This is a genomic window from Sporosarcina sp. SAFN-015, from assembly GCF_059415085.1.
Window position 1 is genome coordinate 173,671 of sequence record NZ_JBPFDR010000002.1, and the last position, 26,225, is coordinate 199,895.

A 26,225-nucleotide genomic window follows, 5' to 3' on the forward strand; every position below is an offset into this window, starting at 1 on the left:
ACAGTGTAGATGAGTTTTTCAAGAGAAGCTATGACGGGAAATGAAACAATATGTATAAGATTTCATTATAGTAAATTGTTTTTATAATAAGTTGCGACGGTGAAAGCATCTGTAACGACTTCTAGAGCGCTAAATGCATTTGGCAAGCTGAGGAATTTTTAATATCTATTGAATCCAGAGAGTTATCTATTAAATACGCGGAGTTATCTATTGAATGCAGAGAGTTATCTATTGAATCAAAGAAGTTATCACCAAAAAGGGTCTTTTGATTCATTTCTTATGAATCATTCAAATAACTTTACACTTCTGCATAACTTAGTGTACTATGTAACTAATACACCGGTACAGGAGGAGGTAAATAGGTGAAGCAGTGGAACGGATTATTGCATAAGGAATGGGTGCAGTGGAGAGGGCAGATTATCGTGCTAGTCATTCTGCTATTGGCGGGATTGTTTATATTGCCGTCGTTGGCAAAGGTGCTCGCAATAGGGGAAATTTCCGTATTTGAAATCACGATGGCCATCGGCTTTATAGCGGCAGGTGCATGTATATTGGTTCCTGTCATTGCATTCTCGATGATGTTTAACAAGGATATGAAAAGGCCAGATATATGGTTCCATTCTACAGCGTCCACAGTGAAGCTTGTCGGGGTGAAAATGTTGATGTCAGCTGGAATGGGCTTGGCATACTTGCTTGCTACGGTACTAGTCGTTGCGATAAGGTATGCAATTACACCTCAACCGGAGGCCATCTTCAACGAGTTATTATTTTATGGAAGTTTGTTGATCATCGGAGTTTTTCTTGCTTCCATACAGTTCATGGTATACGGTTTTTTCTTTATCGTCATAGACCAGTTGTTAAAGCCTTTTCTTAAAGGGTTTTCCTTTGTTGTCACATTAATATTATTCATCATTTCAGCAAGGATTTATGGGGAAGTAACCGGTTCTAATCTTTATGACAAATTTATACGCGTTGGCAGTTTTGATCTAATGTCCCTTAAGAACCCGGTGATCGATCTCCAATATGATTACTTCACCGTCACGAATACAGTTTTGTATGCTGGTGAGATTATATTCGCCGTTCTCTTTACTGTTGGCTTGTTCTATTTGGCAATCGCCTTGTTTGAAAAGAGGGTGCGGCTATGACAAGCTGGAATGGTTTATTGAGAAAAGAATGGGTGCTCCAGCGGATTACTTTTATAGTATTAATCGCGTTTATTATCTTCATTGCTGCATCCAGTTTTGCTCCCTTGGCGGTGGGGGGCAAATTTGATCTTATAGAGATTACGAATACGTTCTCGTTTTTGCACATGTATTTTGGTGCGTTACTATTTGTCCATAGTCTTAATACAGACATGAAGCGACCGGATATATGGCTGCATTCGCCAGCTTCGATAGGGAAGCTTTTGGGGGCTAAAATGCTGATTGCTTTACTATTGGTTGGGGTATCTAGCCTGGTTTGGAGCGGCATAGGAGTTTTCACGTATTTCATTGGAGGATTTGTAGGAGTTATTCCAGAATGGCCAAATTTGTTAAAAGTGTTATTGACTACAGTCTTTGCGATTTCTGCAAGTTTGCCGATATGGGTGATTTACAAGATTTTAGCATTGAGGGTTGGCTGGTTGGCGGCAATTGTCATGCTTATCATTCTTTTCATAGGATCGATTCTATGGGGCATTATGGAGACGGTCTGGCATGGGTTCGGACCTTTCGCCGGTTCAACTCTATACGCTATCGTTTCAATCGTATTATTCACAAGCGGAGCCATCCTGCTTGAAAAGAAAGTGAGGTACTGACGATGAGCATTGATTTTTCACCGGATAAGCCGATTTACCAGCAGCTCATCGACCGGATTTTGGGAGATATTATGCGAGGCACGCTTGCGGCGGGAGAGAAGTTGCCGTCTGTCCGTGAGTATGCAGTTGAAGCAGGCGTGAATGCCAATACGATGCAACGCGTATACAAGGAGTTGGAGCAGATGGAGATCACTGAGACGAGAAGGGGGCAGGGATCATTCGTGACGGAGGATCAGGAAAAGATCACGGCGCTTCGGAATGAAATGAAGGAACAACTCGTAACGTCATTTATTCAAAACGTGAAGTCTTTCGGATTTACGACGGACGAAATTGTAAAGTGTCTGCAGGAACGGGGTGGCGAGAATGATTGAATTGAAACATGTTGTGAAAAAATATGGGAGCAAGAGGGCATTGCTAGACGTGACGCTGTCGATTCCGAGAGGGAAAGTGATAGGGCTTGTCGGTGAAAATGGGAGCGGTAAGTCGACATTATTGAAGATGATGGCGGGTTTATTGACACCAAACAGTGGAAGCGCGACGTTTGACGGAAAGCCGATTACGCGGCGAATCGCTTCAAAAATTGCCTATATGTCCGACACGGATGATTTCTATACGTATTTCACTGTTCAGCAACTCATCGATTTTTATGAATCGCAATTCGATGATTTTGATGTGGTCAAAGCGAAGGAGATTGTGCAATTTCTGAACGTATCGCTTACATCGCGGATAAAAAGCTTATCGAAGGGGAACCGCGGGCGGGTGAAAATCGCCGTGACGCTTGCGAGGGAAGCGGACGTTTATTTACTCGATGAACCGTTCTCGGGCCTTGACCCGATGGTGCGCGACGATATTTCAAAAGGGCTCATCCGTTTTACGGATCCAGAGCGCCAGACGGTCATCATGTCGACACATGAAATTCGGGAGGTCGAGCCGCTGCTTGATGAAATTATCGTTATGAGGGGTGGTCAGTTGATTGCCCATGAGGCGGTCGACGAAATCCGTGACTTTTACGGAATCGATGCAACAAGCTGGATGGTATCGCTATTCAAAGACCAGCAAGTGGAAAGGGAGTTGGGAAAATGAAACCGGTAGTAGAATTAAAGAATTTATCTAAAACAATTCGAGGTAAGAAGATCATCGATAATTTGAATTTGTCGTTGTATCCAGGACAGATTACAGGCTTTCTCGGTCCGAATGGAGCTGGGAAAACGACGACAATCCGTATGATGGTCGGTCTCATGAAACAAACGGGAGGCGACATTGTTATCGATGGAGTGTCGCTTCGTGAGAATTTCGAGGAGGGGCTTTCGAAGGTTGGCGTTATCGTTGAAAATCCAGAAATGTATAAGTTCATGTCTGGATATAAGAACTTGATCCATTTCGCTCGTATGCATAACGGCGTGACGAAGGAGCGAATTGATGACGTCATCCGCCAAGTCGGGATGCAGAACCGAATCCATGAAAAAGTGGGGACTTATTCGCTTGGGATGCGCCAACGTCTCGGACTTGCGCAAGCGCTCCTGCACTCGCCGAAGTTCTTAATTTTGGATGAGCCGACAAATGGGTTGGATCCTGCAGGAATCCGCGAATTCCGGCAATACTTGCGTAAAATTTCCGAAACGGAAGGGGTATCCGTTTTCGTTTCCAGCCATATGCTTTCCGAGATCGAGCAAATGTGCGATCGGATTGCCGTCATTCAAAACGGTAAACTCATCGATATCCGTGAAATGTCTGAGGCGCGTGAGTCATTCTATTATTTGGAAGCGACCCCTGGGGAAAAGGCGAAGCGAATGCTTCTTGACGGAGGATTTACGGTTGAAGAGTTCAAAGGTGGCTTGCTTGTGAACGCCGAGCAGCACCAAATTCCGGGCTTGGTCGAGTCGTTTATTGCCGAAGGGCTGCAAGTGTTTGCGGTTCAACCGCACCGGAAGACGTTGGAGGATGAGTTCTTGGAGATGACAGGAGGTGGCCAAATTGCTGAAGCTAATGCAAAATGAATGGATGAAGTTATGGTATAAAAAAGGTACATGGGTCATGGTTGGCATTCTTGTAATCATAACAGCCGGCATGATGGGGTTAATGAAATGGATTAGCATGCAAGAGAATATGGGTGGCAATTTCACGAGGGAAGGGATGGTCCAGGATCCATCATCACTGGGCGGAACGGTCTTGTTGCTTACAGTTATCGTAGCAGCAGGCATTGTCGCATCCGAGTTTTCTCAAGGGACAATTAAAATGTTGTTGACACGCCCGGTAAAACGATGGAAAATCCTCTTGTCTAAATTTATAACGGTAAATCTGTTTGGCATGTTCCTCATGCTAATCGGATATATTGTCTATATCCTTTTGGCGCTCCTGTTATTTAAGTCAGGTCCAGACGCTGGTCTGTCAAGTTGGACAGTTTGGAGCAAAAGCTTATATATGCTGCTTCTTTCATTCGGTAATGTATTCATTACAACGACATTCGCGTTCACGATCGGCAGTGTATTCCGATCCAGCTCGCTAGCGATTGGACTGTCGCTGTTCATCTATTTCACTGGCTCTACGATCAGCGCCTTGCTTTCAAGATATGAAATTGCGAAATACTTGTTATTTACACATATGGATTTGACTCAATTCGAGACAGGCATGATGCTAATTCCGGATTTAACGATGCCGTTTTCACTTGCCGTATTGGCCGTTTATATCATCGTCTTCCTCGTCATCAGCTTTACAACATTCGTAAAACGTGATGTTACTGCTTAATTGATAGGTACAATCAAATAGTGGATTCCTGATTTGCCCAATACCGGTCACATAGATGGCCGGTTTTTTTAGTTCTTTTTTATTATATATTTGTCATTTTGAGGGTGGATAGATAGAGTGAAAAGGGGCAAAACCCGTCGATTTCTATCGAATTTTTCCCAATTTCCTATTGTCGGAATGTTTGCTACAGTGAAAGTAGCAACACCGAATCTATGAGGAAAAGAGGAGAATAAATGAAGAAACCATTGAAAGTTCTCGCGGCAATCGCAATTGCAGCCAGCATGGCAATCTCAACGGGAAGCGTATATGCAAAAGACGACTTCCGAGATTTCAAAGAGGATCAAATGAAGCAAAGGGGCGAAACGTTCCGAGTACTCATTACGGCAACGAGTGACAAAGAACTGCAACAGCTTCAACAAAGCTATGAGCTGCGCAATGAATTCGATGGCCACTCCTATACGACGGATGTGACAGCGAAGGAGTTTGAGGCTTTGCAACATTTGCCGCACATCACTGTCGAAAAAGTGGACGTCCTTTCGATTCAAATTGATCCGTCCTCTTTGAAGTTGAATGATGAAGTGGATGCGGCGGCTGCAAGCCAGTCTGTTCCTTGGGGAATCAAAGCGATTTATAATGACAATAATTTAACTTCTACGACAGGCGGCTCAAACGTGAGAATCGCCGTGCTCGATACCGGCGTTAACGTTAATCATAACGATTTATACTATAACGCAGAACAATGTAAAGACTTCACACAAAGCTCGTCGCTAGTAAATAATTCTTGTACCGACCGCAATGGGCATGGAACCCACGTCGCTGGGACTGCATTAGGCGAAGGCGGAGATGACAGAAGAGGGGTTTACGGGGTCGCTCCAAATGCGAAGCTTTGGGCATATAAAGTATTGAACGACTCCGGAAACGGCTATGCGGATGATATTGCGAATGCAATCCGCCACGCGGCAGATCAGGCATCAGTGCAGCGCGTGAAAGTCGTCATCAATATGTCCCTCGGTTCGAATGGAGAAAGTTCGTTAATCACGAATGCCGTCAACTATGCGTATGACCGCGGTGTATTGGTTGTCGCTGCGGCAGGGAACGACGGCTATTCCCCTGGTTCGATCGATTATCCGGCGGCATTGCCATCAGCAATCGCAGTTGCGAATCTTGAAAACCGATTGGAAAATGGCACATATCGTGTCGCCAATTCATCATCTCGGGGCCATGCAAGGACAGCAGGCGATCATCTTATCCAAACGGGAGATGTTGAACTGTCGGCACCTGGCACATCCATCTTCTCGACTTGGTACAATGGCGGATACGCGACAATTAGCGGCACATCTATGGCAACACCGCATGTCGCAGGACTGGCAGCGAAAGTCTGGGCGGAAAATCCAAGCTTCACAAACGTTCAACTACGCGCCAACTTGCAAAATCGTGCGAAATCATATGACATCCTCGGTGGTTATCATGCCGGACGAGGAGACGACATTGCGTCAGGATTTGGATTCGCACGAGTACGTTAAACTAGCCTCCTAATGAAAATCCCATACATTAGGCCGAAAACAGTCCCTTACTCCCCTGGGACTGTTTTCTCATGTAATCATGTAATTGACATGATACGTTTGAATAGTAAGAAAGTAAAGGGGTGCTTATGATGAATATCGGATCCATCCTGAAATACTACAGAATGAAAAACAATCTAACGCAAGCCGAACTTAGCAAAGGTGTCTGTTCCATCTCCCATTTAAGTAAAATCGAGTCGAATAAATACATTCCCCATAATGAAACAATCAATGAACTGTTTAAACGTATGGGCATTGAATGGGAGAGGGAAGTGGATACATACGAATATTGGAAAGCGAAATTGGAAACGTTCATTATGCACTCGGTCTATTACGACCTGAAATCGATGGAAGAAGTATATAAGGAGCTTTCCACTCAAGAGGACTATTTGCAATCGACGGATTTAGTGAACCGCTACGAGCTCTATAAGTTGCGTTACTATTTATTCAAGCGGGACATGCCTCGCGCAACTCAACAAGTCTCAATCCTAAAACGAATGGAAACATCATTTACGGACTATGAAAGAGGCGTCTCCAAAGTCATTCACCTCATGTTCGATATTTTTTCTCAAAACTTTACAGAAGCAGAAAACCGATTGGAACAAATCGAAGAATACCGCGAACGAATTCCATTCATGTTCGAAGGAGAATTATTCTATCAAAAAGCGTACTTGCTCCACAATCGAACGCAATACGGCAGATCGACATACTTTGCAGAAATGGCTGTCGACCACTTCCGAAAGGATTGCAATTATATCCGCCTCCTCCACGCACAGCTCCTGCTGGCCATCAACTACACAAATCGCGACTTTGCCTTGCAAGCGGATGGTTTATTCAAAACAATTCTCCGCAACGCCAAAATGATGGAGATGGATCAGCTGTACCAAGGAGCACTCTATAACTATTCGGTATTGCAAAATCGGAGGGGTCTCCATAAGTCGGCATACGAGATGTTGACGGAATTAAAAGCGTTGTTGGAACCGGGGACGGATTATTATCAGGCGGTACTAATCCATTTATTGCAAACCGCTGTCGAAGAACAAAAAGAAATGGATCCGTTGCTCGATGAACTGAAAAAGCTTACGGAAAGGAAGAATGACCCATATTTAAAGATTCAGTTGAATTACTTTAGAAAGACAAAATTTTCCCAACGAGAACTTTTTGACTATTGTGAACAAACGGTATTTCCTTTTCTAAAGAAACATGATTATATAGGGGAAGCAAGAAGTATCGCTTGGCGGTTGGCAAACTATTGCCGATCCATCGGCGATAACGAAAAAGCGGCACTGTATAGTTTATATTACTATGACAAAGGAGAGAAGGAATTATGAAACGAAAGTTATCCATCATTTTACTAACGGCAATGTTCGCCGCATTTGCCGGAACAGGAACTGCTTTGGCAATGGATCCGAATGACAGCGTAGAAGCAAACACAAAAGGAAGAGATAACTTAACACCACCATCGATCTTACCCCCACAAGTATAATAAAAAGGTGTTCCGAGCTTTGCAGCTGCGGGACACCTTTTCTATTTGCCGTGACGCGATTACAAAAAAGCACTTCAACAATCACTTATGATTGTTGAATGTGCTGACAAGACCAGTTATTGTGCCAAGGGCGATAAAAGCGAACAGCGTGTACATGATATAAATGAACCACATGAAGACTTCACTCCTTTTTATCGTCAATCCTACATTCCATTGTAGCATCAGTTTTGGGTGGAGGCAACGGCAGACACAAGGATGTCGAATTTGATGATGGGGGTGATTATTGGTGGTGTTTGGGTGGGTGGAAAGACCTGAGACGAGCATAACATCGTGAGACTGCGCCATAACTGGCCTGAACTCGCGCGAACCCCCGTAGAACACCATGCAAACATGCCATTTCTACCAATTCTCCTTAATTCTGAAACCCCACCCTACCACTCACCGTATTGTAACAAAGCAATAGGGGGTGCTGTGATGCGTAAAATAGTCGTTTTCATAGTTATGATGTTGATCCTTTTACCGGCCCAGGTCCATGCAAAGTCATACTCGATTGATCGGGTGCAGATCAAGGGGTGGGTGCAGCCGAATGGCGATATGTTGGTGAATGAGGTGTTCACGTATACGTTAGATGGATCGTTTTCGCAGCTGAAGAGATCGTTTCCGGATAAGCATCTCGGACAGGTCGCTCGGTTCGAGGCGTACTTGATTGACGGGCAGGATCCCGTTGTCGGGGAGATTAAACAATCTGACTTGACGAAAGCGACAGTGACACGTGAAGGAAGCACGTACAAAACAGCCATCCGTGCGGAAGATAAAGTCGTATCTGTCATTTACATCTACACGATGCAGAACGCGGTGACGTCATACGATACATACAGTGATTTGTCCGTCACCTATTTTGAGGACGGCGCCAATCATGATGAGGATTTGAATAATGTGGACATCGCGTACGTGTTGCCAGGCGACGTTGGTGATGATGCAATCCACGGGTTTATGCACGACCGTGAAGGGGAAGTGCGGATGGTTTATCGCGACGGCATTTCGTTTCATACGCCCAAGTCGGCCGCATCCACAGTGACGGAGACCCGTGTGCTGTTTCCTTCAACGATTATGACGGCGCAGCAAAAAATTGCGGAGCCGATATCGTTTGAGGAAGCCATCCATCAAGAGCAGCAGATTATCGATAAAAATGAATCCAGATGGGTAAACATCCCTGTTGCAATGAAGGCGGGGAACGGTCTCAGCATTTTCTTCATCGTACTTTTTGGTATTCTTGTCTTGCTGAGACAACGTGTATTTTCCCTGTTCGGCAGCACAGACCTCGTCCTGCAGACCGATCCGACGTATTTGGCTTTTGTCGATCGGAACGGCAAATTCAACCGGAAAAGCTTTCTATCAGGTTTGTTTTCCCTTGCTGAAAAAGGAATTATAAAAGTGGAATTGACTGATTCAGCAGCACGTTTTCAAGGGAAGGAAGGTGCCCCTGAAAAGACGCTCGTGTTTCGGCTCCTTCAATCGAATGAACACTTGAAGAAATCGAAACAAAAATTACTGCCCCATGAGCAATATTTAGTGACATGGCTATTCAAAGGAAGAGTAGGACATCGAAAATTCCATTTGCACGATATGGCAGGGCCGTCCGTCCGTGGGGATAAAGAGAATCGAACCCAGCTGCGAAAGCAAAGGCAATTCCATGAAAATCATGAAACTTGGCATGACGAAGTGCTTCATCTGATGGAAGACGCAGGGTCTCTTTCGACCTTGACGCCTAAACTAATGAAGATAGCTATTTTCCTGCTAACCACATTCGTAACGATGTACGGATTTTATGCAGATGGTGCAGGCGGTTGGGGAATTGCATTTCCTGCGATTGTAATGATTATCGGAATATATTTTTATAGTACAAATCCCGGAAAGAAATGGCCGGCAATCTTGTTCTTCATCGGAATGTTTTTTGCAGGGGCCCAAATTGCAGCTCCCGCATTAACGGACGCAGTCCTTTATGCAATCATCTGTGGGGCCATTTTATTTTTCATCGTTCCAAAAGCGATGCCAAGCTCGCTTACAGCCCTTTACACAAAGATGAGCATTACGAAATTCAGAAGACAGGTGAAACGGGGCGTGCCGAATTATATCCATTCGGATGAGATCGACCGTTGGATTGCACGTGCTTATTTATTAAATAGATCAAAGAAAAAGCTTCCGAAAATAAAACGTAGTTTGCCTGAATCAGCTTCAATGGCGGCATTGTTCGCATTGCACGTGGATCCGCTTTATTTCTCTTATTCCACTTGGGGCCCGATGCCTGTTGATAAGAGCGCATCTTCCTGGAGCGGCGGCGGATCATATGATTCCGGCGGTGGTTACAGCGGTGGAGGAGATGGCGGCGGCGGTGGCGCGGGGGCCGATTGATATAGGTTGATATGGAAAATGCCGGCTTGTAAATAGCCGGCATTTTTCATTGTTTTTCCTTCAATAAATCACGGATTTCTTTCAATAATTCTTCTTTCGCGTCAATGGCTGGCGTTTCTTCTTTTGCCGGCTCCTTTTTCCGTTTAAACTTCATCAGGATTCGGACGAATAGGAAAATCGAGAAGGCAATAATGAGGAAATCGATGATTGATTGCAGAAATAGACCGTATGTAAGATTGGCGTTTCCGATTGTCACATGAAGACCGGACACATCGACTTTCCCTGTAAGAGCAGCGATAATCGGTGTAATGATATTCGCGACGAGCGATGATACGATGTTTCCAAAAGCTGCCCCGATGACAACAGCAATCGCCAAGTCCAAGACATTTCCTTTAAATGCAAATTCCTTAAAATCTTTCCACATATTTTCACCTCCTTTCAAGTTGTTTTTCTCTTCTTGTTCGCATATAATGGGAACAAATGTTCCTAACGGAGATGAGAGCTTTGCGACAGGCTTTATTGAAAATATGTCAGCGCCATGAATTGGCGGAAATGATTTATATGAGGGCGGATGGCACATTAACGAAAAGGCGCATCCGTATCCTAGCGGTCAGCATTGATTCGTTCACGGCCTACTGCCATCTGCGCCATGAAAAACGCACGTTTAAACTAGACCGGGTCTTGTCCGTCCAACGACTGTTGAATCATGAGCGGCAGGCGATTTGAGCTTCATCATTAAAACTCTTCTTCAGGAAACCACCGATATACTTGTAAATCCACTTTTCCGTTTGCCATGAACTCCACATCTTCCGACTCAAGCAGTTCCCGTTGCAAGCCGCCTTTTTCTTCCCGATCGGAAGGGGTTGATATGCCGCCTTGCGCATTGATAATCCGGTGCCAAGGCAATTCATATTTAGCGCTCATCGAATGAAGGATTCTCGCGACTTGCCTTGCGCCGCGCGGATTTCCGGCAACGCTTGCGACTTGTCCATAAGTCATGACATGGCCGGCAGGGATATCCCGGATGATTTGTATAACTCGCTCTGTAAATGGAACCATTGTAAAACCTCCTCATTCTGAAACTATCCAAGTCACTTAATCGTACACAAGATATATAGAAATATAAATGGGAGAGTGGTCACATTGAGTAACTTGTTTACGAAGCAGAGTCACATTGGATATATGATAAAGATTGCCGGCGTGGTCGTGATGGTATGGGGATTCATTCAAGGAATCTATTCCTTGTTCATGATGGCGCAAATGGGTGGCCAGTTTATGAATGAATGGGGAGAAATGCAGTATGCAAGCGGGATAACGGGCACTGCATTGTTCGCATTCATCAGCATTATTGCGACGCATTTTCTCTACGGGCTACTGATCATCGGATTCGGGGAAGTGATTGATACATTGCAGAAGATTTATTTCCGCATGGATCCGGAAGCAAAGAAGCAATGGGAGAAAGAGCAGAGGGAGAAGAAGGAAGCTCTCACCCCAGAAGGAGAAGTGCCTTTTTGGGTAGATCAGGAAGTGAAACGATATTATGAAAAAACACAATCGAGTGTCCAATCCATCGAAAAAACGAGCGAACCATATGTGTTTAAAATTACAGTAGATGAGCGAATTGAATATATGGAAGTAGGGAACTTCGAACCTCGCATTTTATCCGATGAAGAAGCAGCTAAATTTTCAGAATGAAAAGCACCTCGTCAATCTACGACGAGGCTGCGTTTCTTTCGCTTTTGAAATTGGACGAACAGGAAAGTTGTAAGCGTGAGCCAAAACGAGCTTGCAATCATGCCGCCTAAAATGTCGCTTGGATAATGAACGCCAAGGTAAATGCGGCTTGTCGCAATCAAGCCGAACATCAAAACCGCAAAGACTACTAAAGTGATTCGACCTATCGTTGAACGGATATGGCGCCATAGCAAATAAGTAAATAGCGCGTATAAACTGAAGCCCATCATCGTATGGCCGCTTGGGAAGCTATAGCCGCCAGCTTCGGCAAGTCGATGGAATTCAGGACGTGCCCGTTTGAAAATGAATTTTAAGGTTTGATTCAATACGCCTGTCCCAATCATCGCAAAGAAAAAGAAATAAGCTTGGCTTCTGGAGTGCAACCCCCATAACAACAGGGCGGTCACTGCAATGATGAGAAGCATGACAACTTTCGTGGAACCGATGAATGTAAAAGCGTGCATGATCGGCGTCAGCCAAGGTGCTTCCAAACCTTGGATAGCATCGATGATCGACCTGTCATAGCCATTGATCATTTCGCTAAGAATTGCTGTTACAATAAAGGCAAAGGCAGCGCCGAATAAAATACATAAACTAATGGCCACGGAAGGGCGAAACGGTGATTCCTTCATCTAGATCATCCTTTCTTCTGCGACATATTGTACAGGAAAAGGCAGAAGCTGCATATAGTGGAGTGGGAAAGGGAAGTGGAATCGAATGGATATTGCCATATTGCTTATCGTAGCCTATTTTGTCGGCAATATGCTGACGGCAACAGTAGTCGGGAAACTTTTCTATCAAAAAGATATTCGTTCAGCAGGCAGCGGAAATCCAGGGGCACGCAATGCAGGCAGAGTGTTTGGAAAAGCAGCATTCACGATTGTTTTTCTAGGAGATGCGCTGAAAGGCGTCCTCATCGTGTTGTTAGCGAAATGGATGGGAGTAGACGAATGGATTCAATTGATGTGCGTTCTCGTCGTCATGGCTGGACATGTTTTTCCGATCATCTATAAGTTTCGCGGCGGACAGGGCGTATCGACGTTCATTGGCGGGATGCTCGCTTTCCATCCACTCGTCGTCGCTTGCTTCGTAGTCGTGTTCCTTGTCCTTTATCCATTTCTAAAAAACTTCAGCTCTGCCGGATTAAGCGCGATGGCACTGTCGCCACTGTTCCTCTTTGGATTGACAAAGGAATGGCCGCAGACGATTGCCGCGATTCTCGTCGTCGCTTTTCTCCTATTCGCCTATTGGAAGGATTCATTCAGCATAAGAAAAGGGTATAGAGAGAATTAAGACGAACGAGACTAAGAGAAAGGAGAAGTCATATAATGAAAGAAATTAAATCTATGGAAGAATGGGAACACGTACGAGACCAATCGAAAAAAGAGCCAGTCTTCCTTATGAAGCATAGCACGACGTGCCCGATCAGCGCTGCGGGATACCGAGTATTTGAGCAGTATGAAACGGATTTTCCGAAATACTTTCTAATTGTCCAAAGAAGCCGCCGACTGTCAAATGAAGTGGAGAGCGAATTGGGCATACAGCATGAAAGCCCACAGTTATTTCTATTGAAGGACGGCGAAGCAGTTTGGAATGAAAGCCATTACGGAATTAGCCAATCAAATATCAAATCGGCCGTCGAAGCGAACGGCTGAAACGTGCAGGCATCTCTTACAGGGGTGTCTGTTTTTTATTGGCGGGAAAAAGTCCCGAGATGAGCATAACGCCGTTAGATTGCGCCATAACTCGCCCGCACTAGCGCAAAACATGCCTAAACTTGAGTAAAACTAACCCACACTTGCACATAACGAACAACTACCCGCGCATAACCTTCCAAGCATCTATTCCTTGTGAAACTCTTCACAATAAATGACACTTATCATATGCAAAGTCATGACGTTCATCTATTCTGCAAAACGGGTAAGCAGTTTAGTATGAACATAAGGAAATTTAACGAGGAGGCGTTCACTTTGAGCAAGGAAAAAACGAAGCAATTGCACAAAAATGTTGCACCTTATGCCAAATCGGATTTAAAAAAGAGTGTCATCCAACTGATCAATACGGTTCCGCCTATATTTTTACTATGGTTTTTGGCGTATCAAAGTTTGTCAGTATCGATTTGGTTGACGATTGGAATTGCTGTACTTACGGCGGGCTTTGTCGTACGGACGTTTATCATCTTCCACGACTGCACGCACGGTTCATTCTTCAAAAATAAAAAAGCTAATGACATTGTAGGAACGATAACAGGGATTATCACGCTATTCCCATATGAAAAGTGGAAACGTGAGCATGCCATTCACCATGCAACAAGCTCCAACTTGGATAAACGGGGCGTCGGGGATATTTGGGTTATGACAGTCGAAGAATATATAGAAGCGTCGAAATGGCAGCGACTCATGTATCGCTGCTACCGGAACCCGCTCGTCATGTTCGGTCTGGGACCCTTATATTTAGTACTCATTACGGGTAGGATCAACCGTAAGGATGCGCGTCAGAAAGAACGCAATAACACGTATTTGACGAATGTAGTAATCGTCGCACTTTATGCATTCATGGCATGGCTCGTCGGTTGGGAAGCGTTCCTCATCGTCCAAGGCTCGATCATGTTTGTCGCAGCAGCGCTCGGCATTTGGCTCTTCTACATCCAGCACACATTCGAGGATTCTTATTTTGAAGAAGAGTCTGAGTGGGACTATGTGAAAGCAGCAGTCGAAGGCAGCTCCTATTACAAATTGCCGAAAGTCCTTCAATGGGCAACTGGCAACATCGGCTTCCACCACGTCCATCATTTGGCGCCGCGTGTACCGAACTACAATTTGGAAATAGCGCACGAATCAACACCGCCGCTTCAAATGGCGACAACGATCAACATTAAAACAAGCTTAGAATCACTCCGTTATAAACTATACGATCCGGCGAACAAGCGGTTCATCACATTCAAAGAAGTGAAAAGCGCAGTGAAACGCGCCACACCAAGCATTGATTTGAATGAATTGAAACCGAAGAGAACGAGCTATGACAGTAAATGATAAGATGCAGCCGCCTTCCTATGAGGCGGCTGTATGTTTTTGGTATAATGGAAGGAACAGGACGGTGAAATGGATGCAAAAATGGTATAGTATTTTCCCGAGAAATCCGTGGCTCAGTATTTATGCATGGGTCGTCTTTTGCCTGCTGCCGTTCTTTTTCATCTTCCGATCTTGGTCGGCGGTCGGAATATCAGTCGGCACCGGGTTATTAGTCCTTTTCTTCATCTCCTATTTCTTTTCATTCAAGTCTAAGAGCGGTCTCGTTTATATGTGGGTCAGCTTTGAAATCGTCATTAATATCGTCATGACACTTCTGTTCGGCTATGTGTACTTGTCGATTTTCACAGCGTTTTTCATTGGAAATATTAGATCGACTGTCGGTTTTTTCATCATGTACGGGTTACATATCTTCTTCACGGTCAGCGCAATTGTCACAGGCTTTTTCTTAGAAATCAACCTGTTCTTACCGCAAGTGCATTTCATCCTTATAACAGTGATCGGCGTCATCTTACTTCCGTTCAATCTGTACAACCGCGGGAAGCGAGAAAAACTCGAAGATCAGCTCGAGGATGCGAATGAACGCATTTCAGAATTGATTCTAATGGAGGAACGGGAGCGGATCGCGAGGGATTTGCATGATACGCTTGGTCAGAAATTGTCGATGATTGGATTGAAAAGTGACTTGGCACGAAGATTAATATCGAAAAATCCGGTTGAGGCGGAAAAGGAATTGGCCGATATACGCCAAACAGCAAGCACTGCGCTAAAGGAAGTGCGTGAGCTTTTGGCGGATATGCGTGCAACACGGCTCGTCGATGAAGTGATGCGCGCTCGCCAAATCCTTGCTGCAGCGGAAATCGAATTGGAGATCGAAGGAGATCCGGCTGTGACCGCCATACCTTCTAACGTTGAAAACGTCCTCGGCATGTGTCTAAAAGAGGCGGTGACGAATGTTGTGAAGCATAGCGAAGCAACGGTTTGCCATATCGTTTTCAAGCAGGAGGACGATAAAGTTTCCATTTTTGTGCGAGATAACGGAATTGGAATGAAAGCGAGGAAGTCGGCCGGCACAGGCTTGAAGGGAATGCAGGAGCGACTCGAGTTCGTGAATGGATCGCTCGAAACGGATGAGGACAATGGCACGACATTGAAAATCCGAGTGCCTGTCGTCATTACACATCAAGTTGAGGAGGGATTGTCGTGATTCGAATCGTCATTGCTGAAGACCAAGGAATGATGTTAGGCGCATTAGGCTCCCTTTTGAACATGGAAGACGATATGGAAGTCGTCGGAATGGCGCGGAACGGGGAGGAAGCGGTCCGCCTTGTGAAAGAGCATGAACCCGATATTTGCATTATGGATATCGAAATGCCGGTCATGACAGGTTTGGATGCAGCGGAGGAGCTCGTTGGGGTGGATTGCAAGATCATCATCTTGACGACATTTGCGCGTGCAGGCTATTTTGAGCGCGCACGGAAAGCGAAGGTTCGTGGTTATTTATTGAAAGACAGTCCAATCGAAGAACTCGTCGATTCCATCCATGCGATTCAGGCCGGACGCCGGATCTACGCGCCTGAGCTTGTCGATATCGCATACGAGGACGACTCTGAAAACCCGCTGACCGACCGCGAAACCCAAGTGCTTGGGCTCGTTGCGGAAGGAAAGACGACGAAGGAAATCGCGGGAGAGCTCTATTTGACGCCAGGAACCGTACGAAATTACATCTCCGTCATCCTCGAAAAGCTGGAAGTCGGCAATCGGATTGAAGCGATTTCGAGGTTTAAGGAAAAGGGCTGGTTTAAATAAAGTGCGTTAGGTGAAGGAATTCCATCTCCTTTGCCTTTTTTATTTTCTGCCTGTCGGCAATCGCGTCCAAAGCGTGTCTTCGTGCGTCCAATGCGATGCGCCTCGCGTCCAAAGAAAGGGGTCGCACGTCCAAATCGGCCTGTCCCGCGTCCAAAGTGAGGGGTCGCACGTCCAAAGCTGGCTGTCCCGTGTCCAAAGTGAGGGATTGCACGTCCAAAGCTGGCTGTCCCGCGTCCAAAGCGAGCCAGCCCCCGCTCAAAGCAACCCCATTCCCTCCAAAAAATCCACATGTTCAGAATGTCCTCGCCCCCACCAATATGCTATGCTTTTCTTAGCAAGACAAAAGGGGGATCTGTATGACACAACACACTTTAGCAAACGCACAGGAACGCGATCGGCAAGACAAACTCGCTTCCTATCGAGATGAATTTTACATACCGGCAGACACAATCTACATGGACGGCAATTCACTCGGTTTATTGTCGAAACGTGCTGAACAAACGCTGCTCGAATTGCTGGAGTCATGGAAAACGCTTGGCATCGATGGATGGACGGAAGGGGAGCATCCGTGGTTTTATTTATCCGAGCAAGTCGGGGAGAAAATGGCGCCGCTTGTTGGAGGAATGAAGGGCGAAGTCATTGCGACCGGCTCTACAACAACAAATCTGCATCAGCTCGTCTCGACATTTTACAAGCCGGACGGCAATAAAACAAAAATCCTCGCGGACGAATTGAATTTTCCCTCTGACATTTATGCGTTGCAAAGCCAGCTCCGACTAAAAGGCTTCGATCCTGACACGCATCTCATCCGTGTTAAAAGCCGAGATGGCCGTTATTTAGATGAAGACGACATTATCGAAGCGATGACCGACGATGTAGCGCTCATCGTGTTGCCGGCGGTTTTATACCGAAGCGGGCAAGTGCTTGATATGGAAAAGTTGACGAAAGCTGCGATTGAACGGAATATCCCGATTGGCTTCGACCTTTGCCATTCCATCGGTGCAGTTGAGCATTCGCTCCATACTTGGGGAACGGATTTCGCGTTTTGGTGCACGTATAAGCATTTAAACGGTGGACCGGGTTCCGTCGGTGGCTTGTTTATCCACGAAAAGCATTTCGGCAAAGTACCGGGGCTCGCTGGCTGGTTCGGCTCGAATAAGGAGTCGCAATTTGATATGGATCATACGATGGATCCCGCGTCGGACGTCGGTGCGTATCAAATCGGCACACCTCATGTGCTTAGCTTGGCGCCGGTTATCGGCTCGCTCGACATGTTCGAGGAAGTGGGCATCGCGACAATCCGTATGAAATCATTGGAATTGACAGGCTATATGCTCGAATTGATTGAACAGGAGCTGCAAGGATTCGGCTTTACAATCGGAAATCCGACCGACGGAACGCGCGGCGGCCATTTGTTGCTTGAGCACGAGGAGGCGGCACGCATTTGCAAAGCATTGAAGGAAGATGGCATCATACCGGATTTCCGCGCGCCGAATGGCATACGGCTCGCGCCTGTCGCTCTGTACAATACATTTGAGGACGTCTGGCAGACAGTGCAGAAGCTAAAGGTCATCATGGATGAAAAACGATACGGAAAGTTTGAGAATAAAAGGGGTGTTGTCGCATGACGGGTGAGTGGATCGATATATCACAGCGGCTGCATAATGAAATTGCCGAATGGCCGGGGGACACGCCGTTTTCCTACGAAGTTAAGTTCCCGAAAGCGGAAACAGGTTCTGTGAACATCGGAAAGATGACGACGAGTACGCATATGGGGACGCATATCGACGCGCCGTTTCACTATGACGATAATGGAATGAAAGTGCATGAGCTGCCGATTGATGTATATATCGGAAAAGCTCGTGTTATCGATGTTTCGGGACTTGAAAGCGTCGGAAAATCCGATTTGGAAGGAATCGATTTCGGTAGCGTGGAACGCATTTTATTAAAAACATCAAGCCGTCCAAACCCGGATGTGTTTCCGGAAACGTTTACCGTTTTGCGGTCGGATATCGGTCCTCTGTTGAAGGAGCGGGGAGTAAGGCTAATCGGAGTCGATACGCCATCCGTCGATCCGGAAGAGAGCAAGACGCTGGATGCTCACCATTCACTGCATGATAACGACGTCCTCATCTTGGAAAACATCGTCCTCGAAAACGTCGAGCCGGGAGATTATGAACTGATAGCACTTCCACTGCCGATTGAAGGCGGAGACGGAAGTCCAGTGCGCGCAGTCGTTAGGAAGTGGCAATCATGAGCGAAAAAGGGATCCATACCGACTTCAAGGATAATATGACATACGGCGAGTATTTGCGTCTCGATAAAGTTCTCACAAGCCAAGAACGGTTATCCGGCCACCACGATGAAATGCTGTTCATCATCATCCACCAAGTGAGCGAGCTTTGGATGAAGCTTATTTTGCATGAGCTGAACACCGCAATCGAGCTGATTGAAAAAGATGAACTGCCGGAAGCGTTCAAAATGCTAGCGCGCGTCTCCCGTGTACAAACGCAGATCATCCAGGCGTGGGATGTCCTTTCGACGTTGACGCCTGCTGAATATATGGAGTTCCGGGAAAGCCTCGGTCGCGCATCGGGCTTCCAGTCATACCAAAATCGACTGATTGAATTTGCGCTTGGCTACAAGCAGCCACATATTTTAAAAATCTATGAGAAAGACCCTGATCTTGCGGGTGAATTAAAGATTGCCTATGAAGCACCTGGAATCTATGACGTAGCCATCCGCGCTCTATCACGTGCGGGATTCCCAATCAACAAGGAATTGCTCACTCGCGATTTTTCCGTAACATACAAAGGCGATCCGACCGTGGCAGCTGCATGGCTCGAAGTATACCGCGATGTCGATCGTTATTGGGACTTGTACCAACTCGCCGAAAAGCTTGTCGATATCGAAGACAGCCACCAGCAATGGCGCTTCCGCCATATGAAAACGGTTGAACGGATCATCGGTTTCAAAACGGGCACCGGCGGTTCGTCGGGCGTAGACTATTTGAAATCCGTCCTTGACCATAAATTCTTCCCCGAGCTGTGGGACGTCCGGACGAAGTTGTGAATAAGTAAAAGCCTCGCCAGTTCACTTCGGCGAGGCTTCAATATCTTCAAATCGAATCTCTTTCATTTCTCCTCTTTTCATCTGCAACAGCGAATGCCTGATAACGCTTTTTCCCACGGTAACTATCCCGATATTGTTTTCCGTCTCGACAATCGCTCCCGTCTGCATCTCCAAATAGCGGAGACCTTCCTGCCATTTCGCATCCTTCGGGCAATCAATCGCCTTTTCGCCATTACGAATTGAAAACCCGACATCGCAATACCGGTAAATCGTCCTCTTCACTCGCCGTCTCGCATTGCCCCAAATCGCCATTTTCATAAACGTTCCCCAAATACCGGAGAAGCTCATATTATGGGACGGGCTGCTCGTGAACTGTAAAATGTCTAGCACTTCCCGTTTCGACGTCAATCGTGATCGGACTGCTGAAGCATAATGGACATCCCCTGACAGGATGATGCACTGGGACAGACTCCAATGAAACAACTGCCCGATGAAATCGGTGAATCCTTTGCCGTTATATTTCCAAGCCTCAAAATCAAGCACTTCGTGAATCGGAAACCCGAGCGCACGTAGTGGATAGACATATGAATGAAGAACAGATTCGATCAAGCCTAATCCATACAGCGGAGTAGGCGAGACGATTATAAGTGGATCCCCTCGTGTCCAATGGGACTTCAAAAGGGTCCGCGCTGTCACTTTCCAACCGGACGGGCCAATCAATCTCGGTGTCTGGACCGTCTCCTTATACATTCGCCCGACTTTCACCGGTTTCGGGTCTTGCTCAAAATGACGCATTGTCCTCGTATTTAAAAATAGCGCAGCAGGTGTAGTAGGCGCCACGAATTGCCAGCCATTAAATGACCAAAGCCGATTCGCCCAAACCTCATAAGCAGTTGAGTGAGCAATGAACCCGTCGAAATGACTACACATCGACTGTAGGAACCCCTCCCCGAACCGTTGTGGCTCATTGCCCCAACCTTGGAACGCCCAGTATGCACATAGCCCGTTCGCAATAACGTGTTTTCCCAAAGGCGAAGCGAGCACCGCACTGCGCCAGTCTGCGGATAAATTCCAGTCATCCGTCACATCATGATCATCAAATATCATATACGTAGGCATATTTGCAAAAAGCCTGCGTATTCGGTGAAGCGAACTGATCGCCCCCAGAAGATTCTTGGTCTGCTCTTCAAAACGGCCTCGATATTGCTCAAGTTCTTTGCGATCCTCTGGAAAATAAACATAGAATCCATTGTCTTCCACCAACTCATCAAACGATGGCAGAAAAACACCTTCCCATATCGCCGGACTCCAAGAGAGCAAGTACATCGCTGCATACTCACCGAACGTGAGCAAATGATTCGAAGCATTGGCCGAAGTGAACCGACAAAACCGTTCCGTTATAAATTGCCGTCCATTCACTTGCCAGATGGCCGTAGCAAATGGCTCCTCCTGCAAACCCGGATCGAATTGCCCAAGATCCTCATTACCAATATAGTGTTCGGCGACCGTTCTGATGACTGGAAACAAAGGATCCGCCACATCATCCGCATAAATTTGGTCGCCTGTAAGAAACAAAGCACTCGGCCGTCCTGCAAGATTCCTCATTTCCTTTTGTAGAAGTTCATCTGCTGCAACGAGGGCATCATCTCCCTTTCCATGAAATTTCCGACAAGATGCATATAGAAAAGTTGGAGCTGCAGTAGCGGGGATGAAAAACGAAGGGTAGGGAAGTCCATCGTACGTGATGGAATCTTCATTTTTGTGAATCAACCCGAGGCTAGCCAAATTATTTATAATTTTTCCAACGCGAAAAAGCAGGTCATAGCCAAGGAGTGTATCCGTTGGGAATTGCCCACGCACCTGTACAAGGTGAATGAACAAACGATGGCCTGCTCGTATTGATGTCGTATTCGTGGCGGTGTCAAGCGGCACAAGCGTGTCAAGACAATAAACGGCAGCGTCCACCTCAACAGGACGGTCCGTCGCCACCCAAATGGCAACAGATTCCGTGTCTACCCGCCGTAACATAGGCCCTGCTAAAATCCCCGCACTCTCCATGCAAATCACCACCATCACTGACGTTATTACTATTAGCGTATTCAGTCTTGATGACGATGGTGTGTGCAGGATGATGAGGGGTTTTGCCACCTCTGCCCATCTTCAGAAATTCTTCAGAAAATCCATGCATGAATCTTCATCTTCTTTGTAGACAATAGATGTATGAATAGAAAAAGGTGAGGTTCATCCAATGAAAAAAATACTAATGATTCTACTTTTCGCCGCATTGGCGTTTTTCTTCCTCATTAAAGATAAAGATGCTCGTAAAGAAGCAGACCCTCTCTACCACGAGGCGAAGGCCGCTATCGTCCTTGAAGCGGATTCGGGAAAAATCCTCTACGAGCAAAATGCGAAAGAAGCACTGCCAATTGCAAGCATGTCAAAGCTGATGACCCAATATATCGTCCTTGAAGCAATCTCCGACGGCCACCTCTCATGGGACAGCCAATACGAGCCATCCACTGCCGCCTTGAACCAAACGCGACATGCCGTCATATTAGGGATGGACAAGAACAAAACATACAGTGCTCGTGAGCTATTTACAGCCATGACTGTCACTTCCGCAAATGATGCTGCTATCGCACTAGCTGAGATGGTGAGCGGATCGGAAGAGGATTTCGTGAAAGAGATGAATAAGAAAGCAAAACGATTTGGCTTGCGCAACACTCATTTCATCAATGCAACAGGGCTGGATGAAGAAGAAACGAACCGTGCTTCCGCCAAAGATGTTGCTGCGATTGCAAACGAACTTCTCACACAATATCCCGAAGTGCTGGAATTCACCCGCCTGACAGACTTTACAACAAGTGAAGGGACAAAGCTATGGAGCACGAACCTTATGCTCCCCGGAATGCCGCAAGCAATGACAGGAATGGAAGGATTGAAAACAGGATATACCGAGGAAGCAGGGCCATGTTTCGCTAGCACAGGCATCTATGAAGGGAAACGGATCATCACAGTCGTCATCGGCGTCGGGGAGGACAGCAAGGATACTGCGCCACGATTCGAGCTGACACGTGACCTGATCGACCGTTATGTTTTGAATGAATCATAGAAGAGAAGTAACGACCTTGCATGGTATAATGAAAAAAAATTTGCATAAGGGGTCGATACCTGTGAATGAAACCGAAAAAGCGAAGTGGATCGAAAAATTGCCATTACTGCAAAAAATCATTGAAAAGCAGGAAGTATTATGGCGAAACCCGTTGAACGGCGACAGTGCATTCGGGATCACTCAAACGGGCATTACTGAGGCTGATGTGAAGGACGCGAGCGACCGGTTGAAACGTTTTGCTCCGTACATCGCAAAAGTATTTCCCGAGACATTAGCGGCAAACGGTATTATTGAGTCGCCGATAACGAGGATTCCAAAGATGAAAGAAGCACTCGCCTCTACATATGAAACAGAAATAGTAGGGGAATTACTGTTGAAACAAGACAATGCGCTTCCGATATCAGGCTCGATTAAAGCACGTGGCGGCATTTATGAAGTGTTGAAACATGCTGAAACGCTTGCTATCGAAAACAGGCTCCTCCATAAAGATGATAACTACGAGAAATTTGCTGAGCCGGTATTACGTAATTTATTTGCAAAGCATAAAATAGCTGTCGGTTCGACAGGAAATCTCGGTCTGAGCATCGGCATCATGAGTGCGAAGCTCGGCTTCAATGTTACCGTCCATATGTCCGCAGATGCGAAGCAATGGAAAAAGGATCTCCTACGGGAAAAAGGTGTGACAGTCGTCGAATATGCGGATGACTATAGCAAAGCAGTAGAGGAAGGCAGACGCCAGGCAGAAGCCGACCCGCTTTGCCACTTCGTCGATGATGAAAATTCGCTCGACCTTTTCCTTGGTTATGCCGTTGCAGGAGAACGAGTCGCTGCGCAATTAAAAGAACATAGCATACAAGTCGATGAGAACAATCCATTATTCGTTTATTTACCGTGTGGGGTTGGCGGGGGACCTGGCGGTGTTGCGTTCGGCCTGAAGCTTCAATTCGGGGACAATGTCCATTGTTTCTTCGCGGAACCGACACATTCACCATGCATGACAATCGGCATGATGACAGGCTTGCATGATAAAGTTTCAGTCGCAGACTTCGGCTTGGACAATCAAACAGCGGCGGACGGGCTTGCAGTCGGTACTCCATCTGCATTCGTCGGCAAAAAGATGGAACTGCTTCTCGAAGGGTGCTACACAATTGCGGATGAAACGATGTTCAAGCTATTAACAATGATTGCCGATACCGAAGACATCCGCCTCGAACCATCAGCACTTGCGGGAATGACAGGACCTGTTCAAGTAATCCGTAATGAAGTACCTTTTGCGAATGACGCAAAAGCAACCCATCTCGTCTGGGCAACTGGCGGCAGCATGGTGCCCGAAAATGAAATGGATATTTACTATGGAATCGGCAGGAAATAATCGAGCTATTTCCCGGGAAATCGACGAATTTCGGGAAATATTCCGTTAATATTTTCTCCCTCAACCGCTATAAATAGGACTTTTAAGTCGAAATATGGCCTCTAGAAGCAGGAAATAACTAAATGGAATATGAAAAGGGGCCGCTCATTGGGCCCCTTTCATTTCCTTATGTGAAAACGGACATTTCCCGACAATCGGTTCGATATCGTCGCCGATGAAAAACTGTTTCCATTCATTATGTGAAGGATCTCCGTAATGGCTAATGTCCGGATGCTTCGGCAATTGATCCCACACTTCGACACGTTCACGCACCTTTTCCCTCGACATAATGCCGCCTTTTTCGGTACCCTTCAATCCTTCGAAAATGCGTCTAGGTTGGAAGCCGAGCACCATCGACTGCCCCAAATCCCTAGTCTTCCGTTGCTTATAGGCAGGCGCGTTCCCGAATACGAAGATTGGTTCACCGCCAAAATGGAAGTCCCATAAATAATGATCAGGATCGCGTGGACTATTAGCTGGCCACTCCACTTCATCGACATCATGCAAATATTGCAGAATGTCCCAAAATTCCTTTCGGTAAGCCTCCAAATCACCTTCCGCCTCAAAAGGCTCCACGAAGACGAACAGCCCATGCCGCTTATGCTTCGGATCATCGAACAACTTCAAAAAGGCATGTAACGCGGAAGGCAAGTTGGACCAATCATCCTGCGTCACATACGCATAACGCAATTCCCCCTTCAATTCGCCGCCCATGCCGAAATAACAAGGAAACGTCTTATCCGTCACAGTCTCACGGAACGTCTGATAGCTTTCCAATAACCACTCCGGCAAATCTGATCGAGTTGCAAAATCCTCTTTCGTTAAAAGCGTAGTAGTCTTTTCATCAATCATTCTAAATCCCCCCAACTTATACTTATAGTCAATCGTTCATTTCCCTTATCAGGGGAGCATAAAACTAGTGGTTTAGTTCAATTAGAAGAGGGAATAGTCGATATGGAGAAAAAAGATGTGGAGGATGAATGCATGAGTTCCCCTGTGGAAGATCAATCAAAAACGAAGGTTAATACAGAATACGATACGTTAAAGAAAGTTATCCTTTGCCAGCCAAAATTCATGGCAATCGAAGACGTCATCAATGACACCCAAAAGCAATATGCAGATGAAAATATAGACGTAGAACTTGCGATGAAGCAGCATGAAGAATTCGAAAAGCTGCTCCGTGAACACGGCGTTGAAGTGATCAAGTTACCTTCATCGGAACAATTTCCCGAGCAAGTCTTCACGCGGGACATCGGATTCACGGTCGGAGAAGATGTATTTGTCGCCGAGATGGCGAGCGATATCCGAAAAGGGGAGGAAGAGGCCCTTGAGGAATTTCTTGAAGACGAAAATATCCCTTACCAAACGACGACAGACAGAGTTGAAGGCGGGGATGTCATCGTTGATCGCGACAAAGTATATGTCGGCATCAGCAGCCGCACATCGGACGAAGCTGTCCGCAAGCTACAGCGCGATCTGCCAAAACATAACATTATCCGCGTACCATTCAATGAAAAATATTTACACCTTGATTGTGTATTCAACATACTGTCGCCTGAAATCGGACTCATCTTCCCGGAAGCACTTTCAGCAGACATGGTCGAAACACTTTCAAGCACATATAAGCTGATCGAAGTATCTCCGGAAGAGCAATTTACGATGGGTACAAACGTATTATCAATCGGAGACGGCAAAGTATTCAGCCTCCCGCAAAACGAACAAGTGAACACCGCCATGCGCGCCCACGGATTCGAAGTCATCGAAGTCGACTTCTCAGAAATCATCAAATCCGGCGGCTCCTTCCGATGCTGTTCCATGCCGCTCGAGCGGGAATAAACCTCACGAAAAGTGAGGTTTTTTTATGGAATCGACTCCAAAAGCGCGTAAATGCTGAATTTCACGCATAAACTGCCAGAAAACCGCATAAGTCCATTTAAATGCGCATAAACAGACTAGAGACGCATAGACCGATATTTCTACGCAAAATCATTAGAAGCACGCATAAATCCCGCATGTATAGATAGTATTTAGCGCAAAAAAACAAGCACCTATATCTGG

At 46.1% G+C, this 26,225-nt stretch carries 29 protein-coding genes; 23 read left to right on the plus strand and 6 right to left on the minus strand.

Translation table 11 applies throughout. The features are described 5' to 3' along the window. The first annotated feature begins 362 nt into the window (after nucleotides 1-362). The 10 genes from ACR65H_RS03835 to ACR65H_RS03880 all read left to right on the plus strand — a co-directional run bounded on the left by ACR65H_RS03835 (nucleotide 363) and on the right by ACR65H_RS03880 (nucleotide 10,000). On the plus strand, nucleotides 363-1,145 hold the full coding sequence (locus ACR65H_RS03835) for a hypothetical protein (RefSeq protein ID WP_440498799.1): 783 nt from the start codon (nucleotides 363-365) through the stop codon (nucleotides 1,143-1,145). Further along, nucleotides 1,142-1,795 carry a hypothetical protein gene (locus tag ACR65H_RS03840; protein ID WP_440498800.1) on the plus strand — a complete coding sequence of 218 codons (654 nt, stop codon included), beginning with the start codon at nucleotides 1,142-1,144 and terminating at the stop codon, nucleotides 1,793-1,795. The genes ACR65H_RS03835 and ACR65H_RS03840 overlap by 4 nt, the downstream gene beginning before the upstream one ends. A 2-nt stretch (nucleotides 1,796-1,797) precedes the next feature. Then, a complete protein-coding gene (locus tag ACR65H_RS03845) occupies nucleotides 1,798-2,166 on the plus strand; it encodes a GntR family transcriptional regulator (protein WP_440498801.1) in 369 nt (122 codons plus the stop codon). Beyond that, the gene (locus tag ACR65H_RS03850) at nucleotides 2,159-2,878 is read left to right on the plus strand and encodes an ABC transporter ATP-binding protein (RefSeq protein WP_440498802.1); all 720 of its coding nucleotides are present in this window, start codon (nucleotides 2,159-2,161) and stop codon (nucleotides 2,876-2,878) included. Before ACR65H_RS03845 ends, ACR65H_RS03850 begins: the two co-directional genes overlap by 8 nt. After that, a complete protein-coding gene (locus ACR65H_RS03855) occupies nucleotides 2,875-3,792 on the plus strand; it encodes an ABC transporter ATP-binding protein (RefSeq protein WP_440498804.1) in 918 nt (305 codons plus the stop codon). Before ACR65H_RS03850 ends, ACR65H_RS03855 begins: the two co-directional genes overlap by 4 nt. Next, the gene (locus ACR65H_RS03860) at nucleotides 3,761-4,540 is read left to right on the plus strand and encodes an ABC transporter permease (protein WP_440498805.1); all 780 of its coding nucleotides are present in this window, start codon (nucleotides 3,761-3,763) and stop codon (nucleotides 4,538-4,540) included. The genes ACR65H_RS03855 and ACR65H_RS03860 overlap by 32 nt, the downstream gene beginning before the upstream one ends. Nucleotides 4,541-4,773: 233 nt before the next feature. Then, entirely contained in the window at nucleotides 4,774-6,063 is a 1,290-nt protein-coding gene (locus tag ACR65H_RS03865) for a S8 family peptidase (RefSeq protein WP_440498806.1), read from the plus strand. A gap of 131 nt (nucleotides 6,064-6,194) precedes the next feature. Continuing rightward, nucleotides 6,195-7,433 carry a helix-turn-helix domain-containing protein gene (locus ACR65H_RS03870; protein WP_440498808.1) on the plus strand — a complete coding sequence of 413 codons (1,239 nt, stop codon included), beginning with the start codon at nucleotides 6,195-6,197 and terminating at the stop codon, nucleotides 7,431-7,433. Then, nucleotides 7,430-7,588, plus strand: coding sequence for a hypothetical protein (locus tag ACR65H_RS03875; protein ID WP_440498809.1), 159 nt, complete (start codon nucleotides 7,430-7,432; stop codon nucleotides 7,586-7,588). The genes ACR65H_RS03870 and ACR65H_RS03875 overlap by 4 nt, the downstream gene beginning before the upstream one ends. Before the next feature lie 474 nt (nucleotides 7,589-8,062). Next, complete coding sequence (locus tag ACR65H_RS03880) at nucleotides 8,063-10,000, plus strand: DUF2207 domain-containing protein (RefSeq protein WP_440498810.1); 1,938 nt, start codon at nucleotides 8,063-8,065, stop codon at nucleotides 9,998-10,000. 46 nt (nucleotides 10,001-10,046) lie between these two features. Here the strand turns inward: ACR65H_RS03880 and mscL are convergent, their stop codons facing one another. Beyond that, nucleotides 10,047-10,424, minus strand: coding sequence for a large conductance mechanosensitive channel protein MscL (mscL, locus tag ACR65H_RS03885; RefSeq protein ID WP_440498812.1), 378 nt, complete (start codon nucleotides 10,422-10,424; stop codon nucleotides 10,047-10,049). Nucleotides 10,425-10,504: 80 nt separating this feature from the next. On the opposite strand from mscL, the gene ACR65H_RS03890 reads away from it, so the two are divergent. Next, on the plus strand, nucleotides 10,505-10,726 hold the full coding sequence (locus ACR65H_RS03890) for a transcriptional regulator (RefSeq protein ID WP_440498814.1): 222 nt from the start codon (nucleotides 10,505-10,507) through the stop codon (nucleotides 10,724-10,726). 9 nt (nucleotides 10,727-10,735) lie between these two features. Here the strand turns inward: ACR65H_RS03890 and ACR65H_RS03895 are convergent, their stop codons facing one another. Then, nucleotides 10,736-11,059: an MGMT family protein gene (locus ACR65H_RS03895; protein ID WP_440498815.1), complete on the minus strand. Its 324-nt coding sequence runs from the start codon at nucleotides 11,057-11,059 to the stop codon at nucleotides 10,736-10,738. A gap of 84 nt (nucleotides 11,060-11,143) precedes the next feature. On the opposite strand from ACR65H_RS03895, the gene ACR65H_RS03900 reads away from it, so the two are divergent. Beyond that, nucleotides 11,144-11,695 (plus strand): hypothetical protein, encoded by a 552-nt coding sequence (locus ACR65H_RS03900; protein WP_440498817.1) that lies wholly within the window; start codon nucleotides 11,144-11,146, stop codon nucleotides 11,693-11,695. An 11-nt stretch (nucleotides 11,696-11,706) separates the two neighbouring features. Here the strand turns inward: ACR65H_RS03900 and ACR65H_RS03905 are convergent, their stop codons facing one another. Next, nucleotides 11,707-12,366 (minus strand): phosphatase PAP2 family protein, encoded by a 660-nt coding sequence (locus tag ACR65H_RS03905; RefSeq protein WP_440498818.1) that lies wholly within the window; start codon nucleotides 12,364-12,366, stop codon nucleotides 11,707-11,709. 85 nt (nucleotides 12,367-12,451) lie between these two features. Here ACR65H_RS03905 and ACR65H_RS03910 point away from each other — a divergent pair, with 85 nt between their 5' ends. From ACR65H_RS03910 to ACR65H_RS03930, 5 genes are all read left to right on the plus strand, one after another. Next, nucleotides 12,452-13,027 (plus strand): glycerol-3-phosphate acyltransferase, encoded by a 576-nt coding sequence (locus ACR65H_RS03910; protein WP_440498820.1) that lies wholly within the window; start codon nucleotides 12,452-12,454, stop codon nucleotides 13,025-13,027. 35 nt (nucleotides 13,028-13,062) lie between these two features. After that, complete coding sequence (gene ytxJ / locus ACR65H_RS03915) at nucleotides 13,063-13,389, plus strand: bacillithiol system redox-active protein YtxJ (protein WP_440498821.1); 327 nt, start codon at nucleotides 13,063-13,065, stop codon at nucleotides 13,387-13,389. A gap of 315 nt (nucleotides 13,390-13,704) precedes the next feature. Continuing rightward, nucleotides 13,705-14,766 (plus strand): Delta(5) desaturase DesA, encoded by a 1,062-nt coding sequence (gene desA / locus ACR65H_RS03920; RefSeq protein WP_440498823.1) that lies wholly within the window; start codon nucleotides 13,705-13,707, stop codon nucleotides 14,764-14,766. Between the two features lie 73 nt (nucleotides 14,767-14,839). Next, on the plus strand, nucleotides 14,840-15,970 hold the full coding sequence (locus ACR65H_RS03925) for a sensor histidine kinase (RefSeq protein WP_440499206.1): 1,131 nt from the start codon (nucleotides 14,840-14,842) through the stop codon (nucleotides 15,968-15,970). Beyond that, entirely contained in the window at nucleotides 15,967-16,572 is a 606-nt protein-coding gene (locus ACR65H_RS03930; RefSeq protein WP_440498825.1) for a response regulator, read from the plus strand. The genes ACR65H_RS03925 and ACR65H_RS03930 overlap by 4 nt, the downstream gene beginning before the upstream one ends. Here ACR65H_RS03930 and ACR65H_RS03935 read toward each other — a convergent pair. Then, on the minus strand, nucleotides 16,565-16,831 hold the full coding sequence (locus ACR65H_RS03935) for a hypothetical protein (RefSeq protein WP_440498826.1): 267 nt from the start codon (nucleotides 16,829-16,831) through the stop codon (nucleotides 16,565-16,567). The genes ACR65H_RS03930 and ACR65H_RS03935 overlap by 8 nt on opposite strands. A gap of 97 nt (nucleotides 16,832-16,928) precedes the next feature. On the opposite strand from ACR65H_RS03935, the gene kynU reads away from it, so the two are divergent. The 3 genes from kynU to kynA are packed head-to-tail and all read left to right on the plus strand — an operon-like array spanning nucleotide 16,929 to nucleotide 19,644. After that, a complete protein-coding gene (gene kynU, locus ACR65H_RS03940; protein ID WP_440498828.1) occupies nucleotides 16,929-18,200 on the plus strand; it encodes a kynureninase in 1,272 nt (423 codons plus the stop codon). After that, complete coding sequence (gene kynB, locus ACR65H_RS03945) at nucleotides 18,197-18,829, plus strand: arylformamidase (RefSeq protein ID WP_440498830.1); 633 nt, start codon at nucleotides 18,197-18,199, stop codon at nucleotides 18,827-18,829. The genes kynU and kynB overlap by 4 nt, the downstream gene beginning before the upstream one ends. Further along, nucleotides 18,826-19,644, plus strand: a complete 819-nt coding sequence (kynA, locus tag ACR65H_RS03950) for a tryptophan 2,3-dioxygenase (RefSeq protein WP_440498832.1) — start codon at nucleotides 18,826-18,828, stop codon at nucleotides 19,642-19,644. The genes kynB and kynA overlap by 4 nt, the downstream gene beginning before the upstream one ends. Nucleotides 19,645-19,665: 21 nt before the next feature. Here kynA and ACR65H_RS03955 read toward each other — a convergent pair whose 3' ends face one another. Beyond that, nucleotides 19,666-21,702, minus strand: a complete 2,037-nt coding sequence (locus ACR65H_RS03955; protein ID WP_440498833.1) for a DUF7800 domain-containing protein — start codon at nucleotides 21,700-21,702, stop codon at nucleotides 19,666-19,668. A gap of 190 nt (nucleotides 21,703-21,892) precedes the next feature. On the opposite strand from ACR65H_RS03955, the gene ACR65H_RS03960 reads away from it, so the two are divergent. Both ACR65H_RS03960 and dsdA read left to right on the plus strand, forming a co-directional pair. Continuing rightward, nucleotides 21,893-22,756, plus strand: a complete 864-nt coding sequence (locus ACR65H_RS03960; protein WP_440498834.1) for a D-alanyl-D-alanine carboxypeptidase family protein — start codon at nucleotides 21,893-21,895, stop codon at nucleotides 22,754-22,756. Between the two features lie 61 nt (nucleotides 22,757-22,817). Next, nucleotides 22,818-24,128 carry a D-serine ammonia-lyase gene (gene dsdA, locus ACR65H_RS03965; RefSeq protein WP_440498836.1) on the plus strand — a complete coding sequence of 437 codons (1,311 nt, stop codon included), beginning with the start codon at nucleotides 22,818-22,820 and terminating at the stop codon, nucleotides 24,126-24,128. A 144-nt stretch (nucleotides 24,129-24,272) separates the two neighbouring features. On the opposite strand, the gene ACR65H_RS03970 is transcribed toward dsdA, so the two are convergent. After that, the gene (locus tag ACR65H_RS03970; protein ID WP_440498837.1) at nucleotides 24,273-25,019 is read right to left on the minus strand and encodes a YqcI/YcgG family protein; all 747 of its coding nucleotides are present in this window, start codon (nucleotides 25,017-25,019) and stop codon (nucleotides 24,273-24,275) included. A 132-nt stretch (nucleotides 25,020-25,151) separates the two neighbouring features. On the opposite strand from ACR65H_RS03970, the gene ACR65H_RS03975 reads away from it, so the two are divergent. After that, complete coding sequence (locus ACR65H_RS03975; protein ID WP_440499207.1) at nucleotides 25,152-26,003, plus strand: dimethylarginine dimethylaminohydrolase family protein; 852 nt, start codon at nucleotides 25,152-25,154, stop codon at nucleotides 26,001-26,003. Nucleotides 26,004-26,225 lie beyond the last annotated feature (222 nt).

Coding starts and splice junctions, on each gene's coding strand:
- ACR65H_RS03895 (WP_440498815.1), bottom strand. CDS start 11,059: ATGGTTCCATTTACAGAGCGAGTTATACAAATCATCCGGGATATCCCT.
- mscL (WP_440498812.1), bottom strand. CDS start 10,424: ATGTGGAAAGATTTTAAGGAATTTGCATTTAAAGGAAATGTCTTGGAC.
- ACR65H_RS03905 (WP_440498818.1), bottom strand. CDS start 12,366: ATGAAGGAATCACCGTTTCGCCCTTCCGTGGCCATTAGTTTATGTATT.
- ACR65H_RS03960 (WP_440498834.1), top strand. CDS start 21,893: ATGAAAAAAATACTAATGATTCTACTTTTCGCCGCATTGGCGTTTTTC.
- ACR65H_RS03855 (WP_440498804.1), top strand. CDS start 2,875: ATGAAACCGGTAGTAGAATTAAAGAATTTATCTAAAACAATTCGAGGT.
- ACR65H_RS03845 (WP_440498801.1), top strand. CDS start 1,798: ATGAGCATTGATTTTTCACCGGATAAGCCGATTTACCAGCAGCTCATC.
- ACR65H_RS03910 (WP_440498820.1), top strand. CDS start 12,452: ATGGATATTGCCATATTGCTTATCGTAGCCTATTTTGTCGGCAATATG.
- ACR65H_RS03925 (WP_440499206.1), top strand. CDS start 14,840: ATGCAAAAATGGTATAGTATTTTCCCGAGAAATCCGTGGCTCAGTATT.
- ACR65H_RS03865 (WP_440498806.1), top strand. CDS start 4,774: ATGAAGAAACCATTGAAAGTTCTCGCGGCAATCGCAATTGCAGCCAGC.
- ACR65H_RS03970 (WP_440498837.1), bottom strand. CDS start 25,019: ATGATTGATGAAAAGACTACTACGCTTTTAACGAAAGAGGATTTTGCA.
- ACR65H_RS03850 (WP_440498802.1), top strand. CDS start 2,159: ATGATTGAATTGAAACATGTTGTGAAAAAATATGGGAGCAAGAGGGCA.
- ACR65H_RS03955 (WP_440498833.1), bottom strand. CDS start 21,702: ATGGAGAGTGCGGGGATTTTAGCAGGGCCTATGTTACGGCGGGTAGAC.
- ACR65H_RS03870 (WP_440498808.1), top strand. CDS start 6,195: ATGAATATCGGATCCATCCTGAAATACTACAGAATGAAAAACAATCTA.
- ACR65H_RS03840 (WP_440498800.1), top strand. CDS start 1,142: ATGACAAGCTGGAATGGTTTATTGAGAAAAGAATGGGTGCTCCAGCGG.
- ACR65H_RS03975 (WP_440499207.1), top strand. CDS start 25,152: ATGAGTTCCCCTGTGGAAGATCAATCAAAAACGAAGGTTAATACAGAA.
- kynA (WP_440498832.1), top strand. CDS start 18,826: ATGAGCGAAAAAGGGATCCATACCGACTTCAAGGATAATATGACATAC.
- ACR65H_RS03880 (WP_440498810.1), top strand. CDS start 8,063: ATGCGTAAAATAGTCGTTTTCATAGTTATGATGTTGATCCTTTTACCG.
- kynU (WP_440498828.1), top strand. CDS start 16,929: ATGACACAACACACTTTAGCAAACGCACAGGAACGCGATCGGCAAGAC.
- ACR65H_RS03875 (WP_440498809.1), top strand. CDS start 7,430: ATGAAACGAAAGTTATCCATCATTTTACTAACGGCAATGTTCGCCGCA.
- ytxJ (WP_440498821.1), top strand. CDS start 13,063: ATGAAAGAAATTAAATCTATGGAAGAATGGGAACACGTACGAGACCAA.
- kynB (WP_440498830.1), top strand. CDS start 18,197: ATGACGGGTGAGTGGATCGATATATCACAGCGGCTGCATAATGAAATT.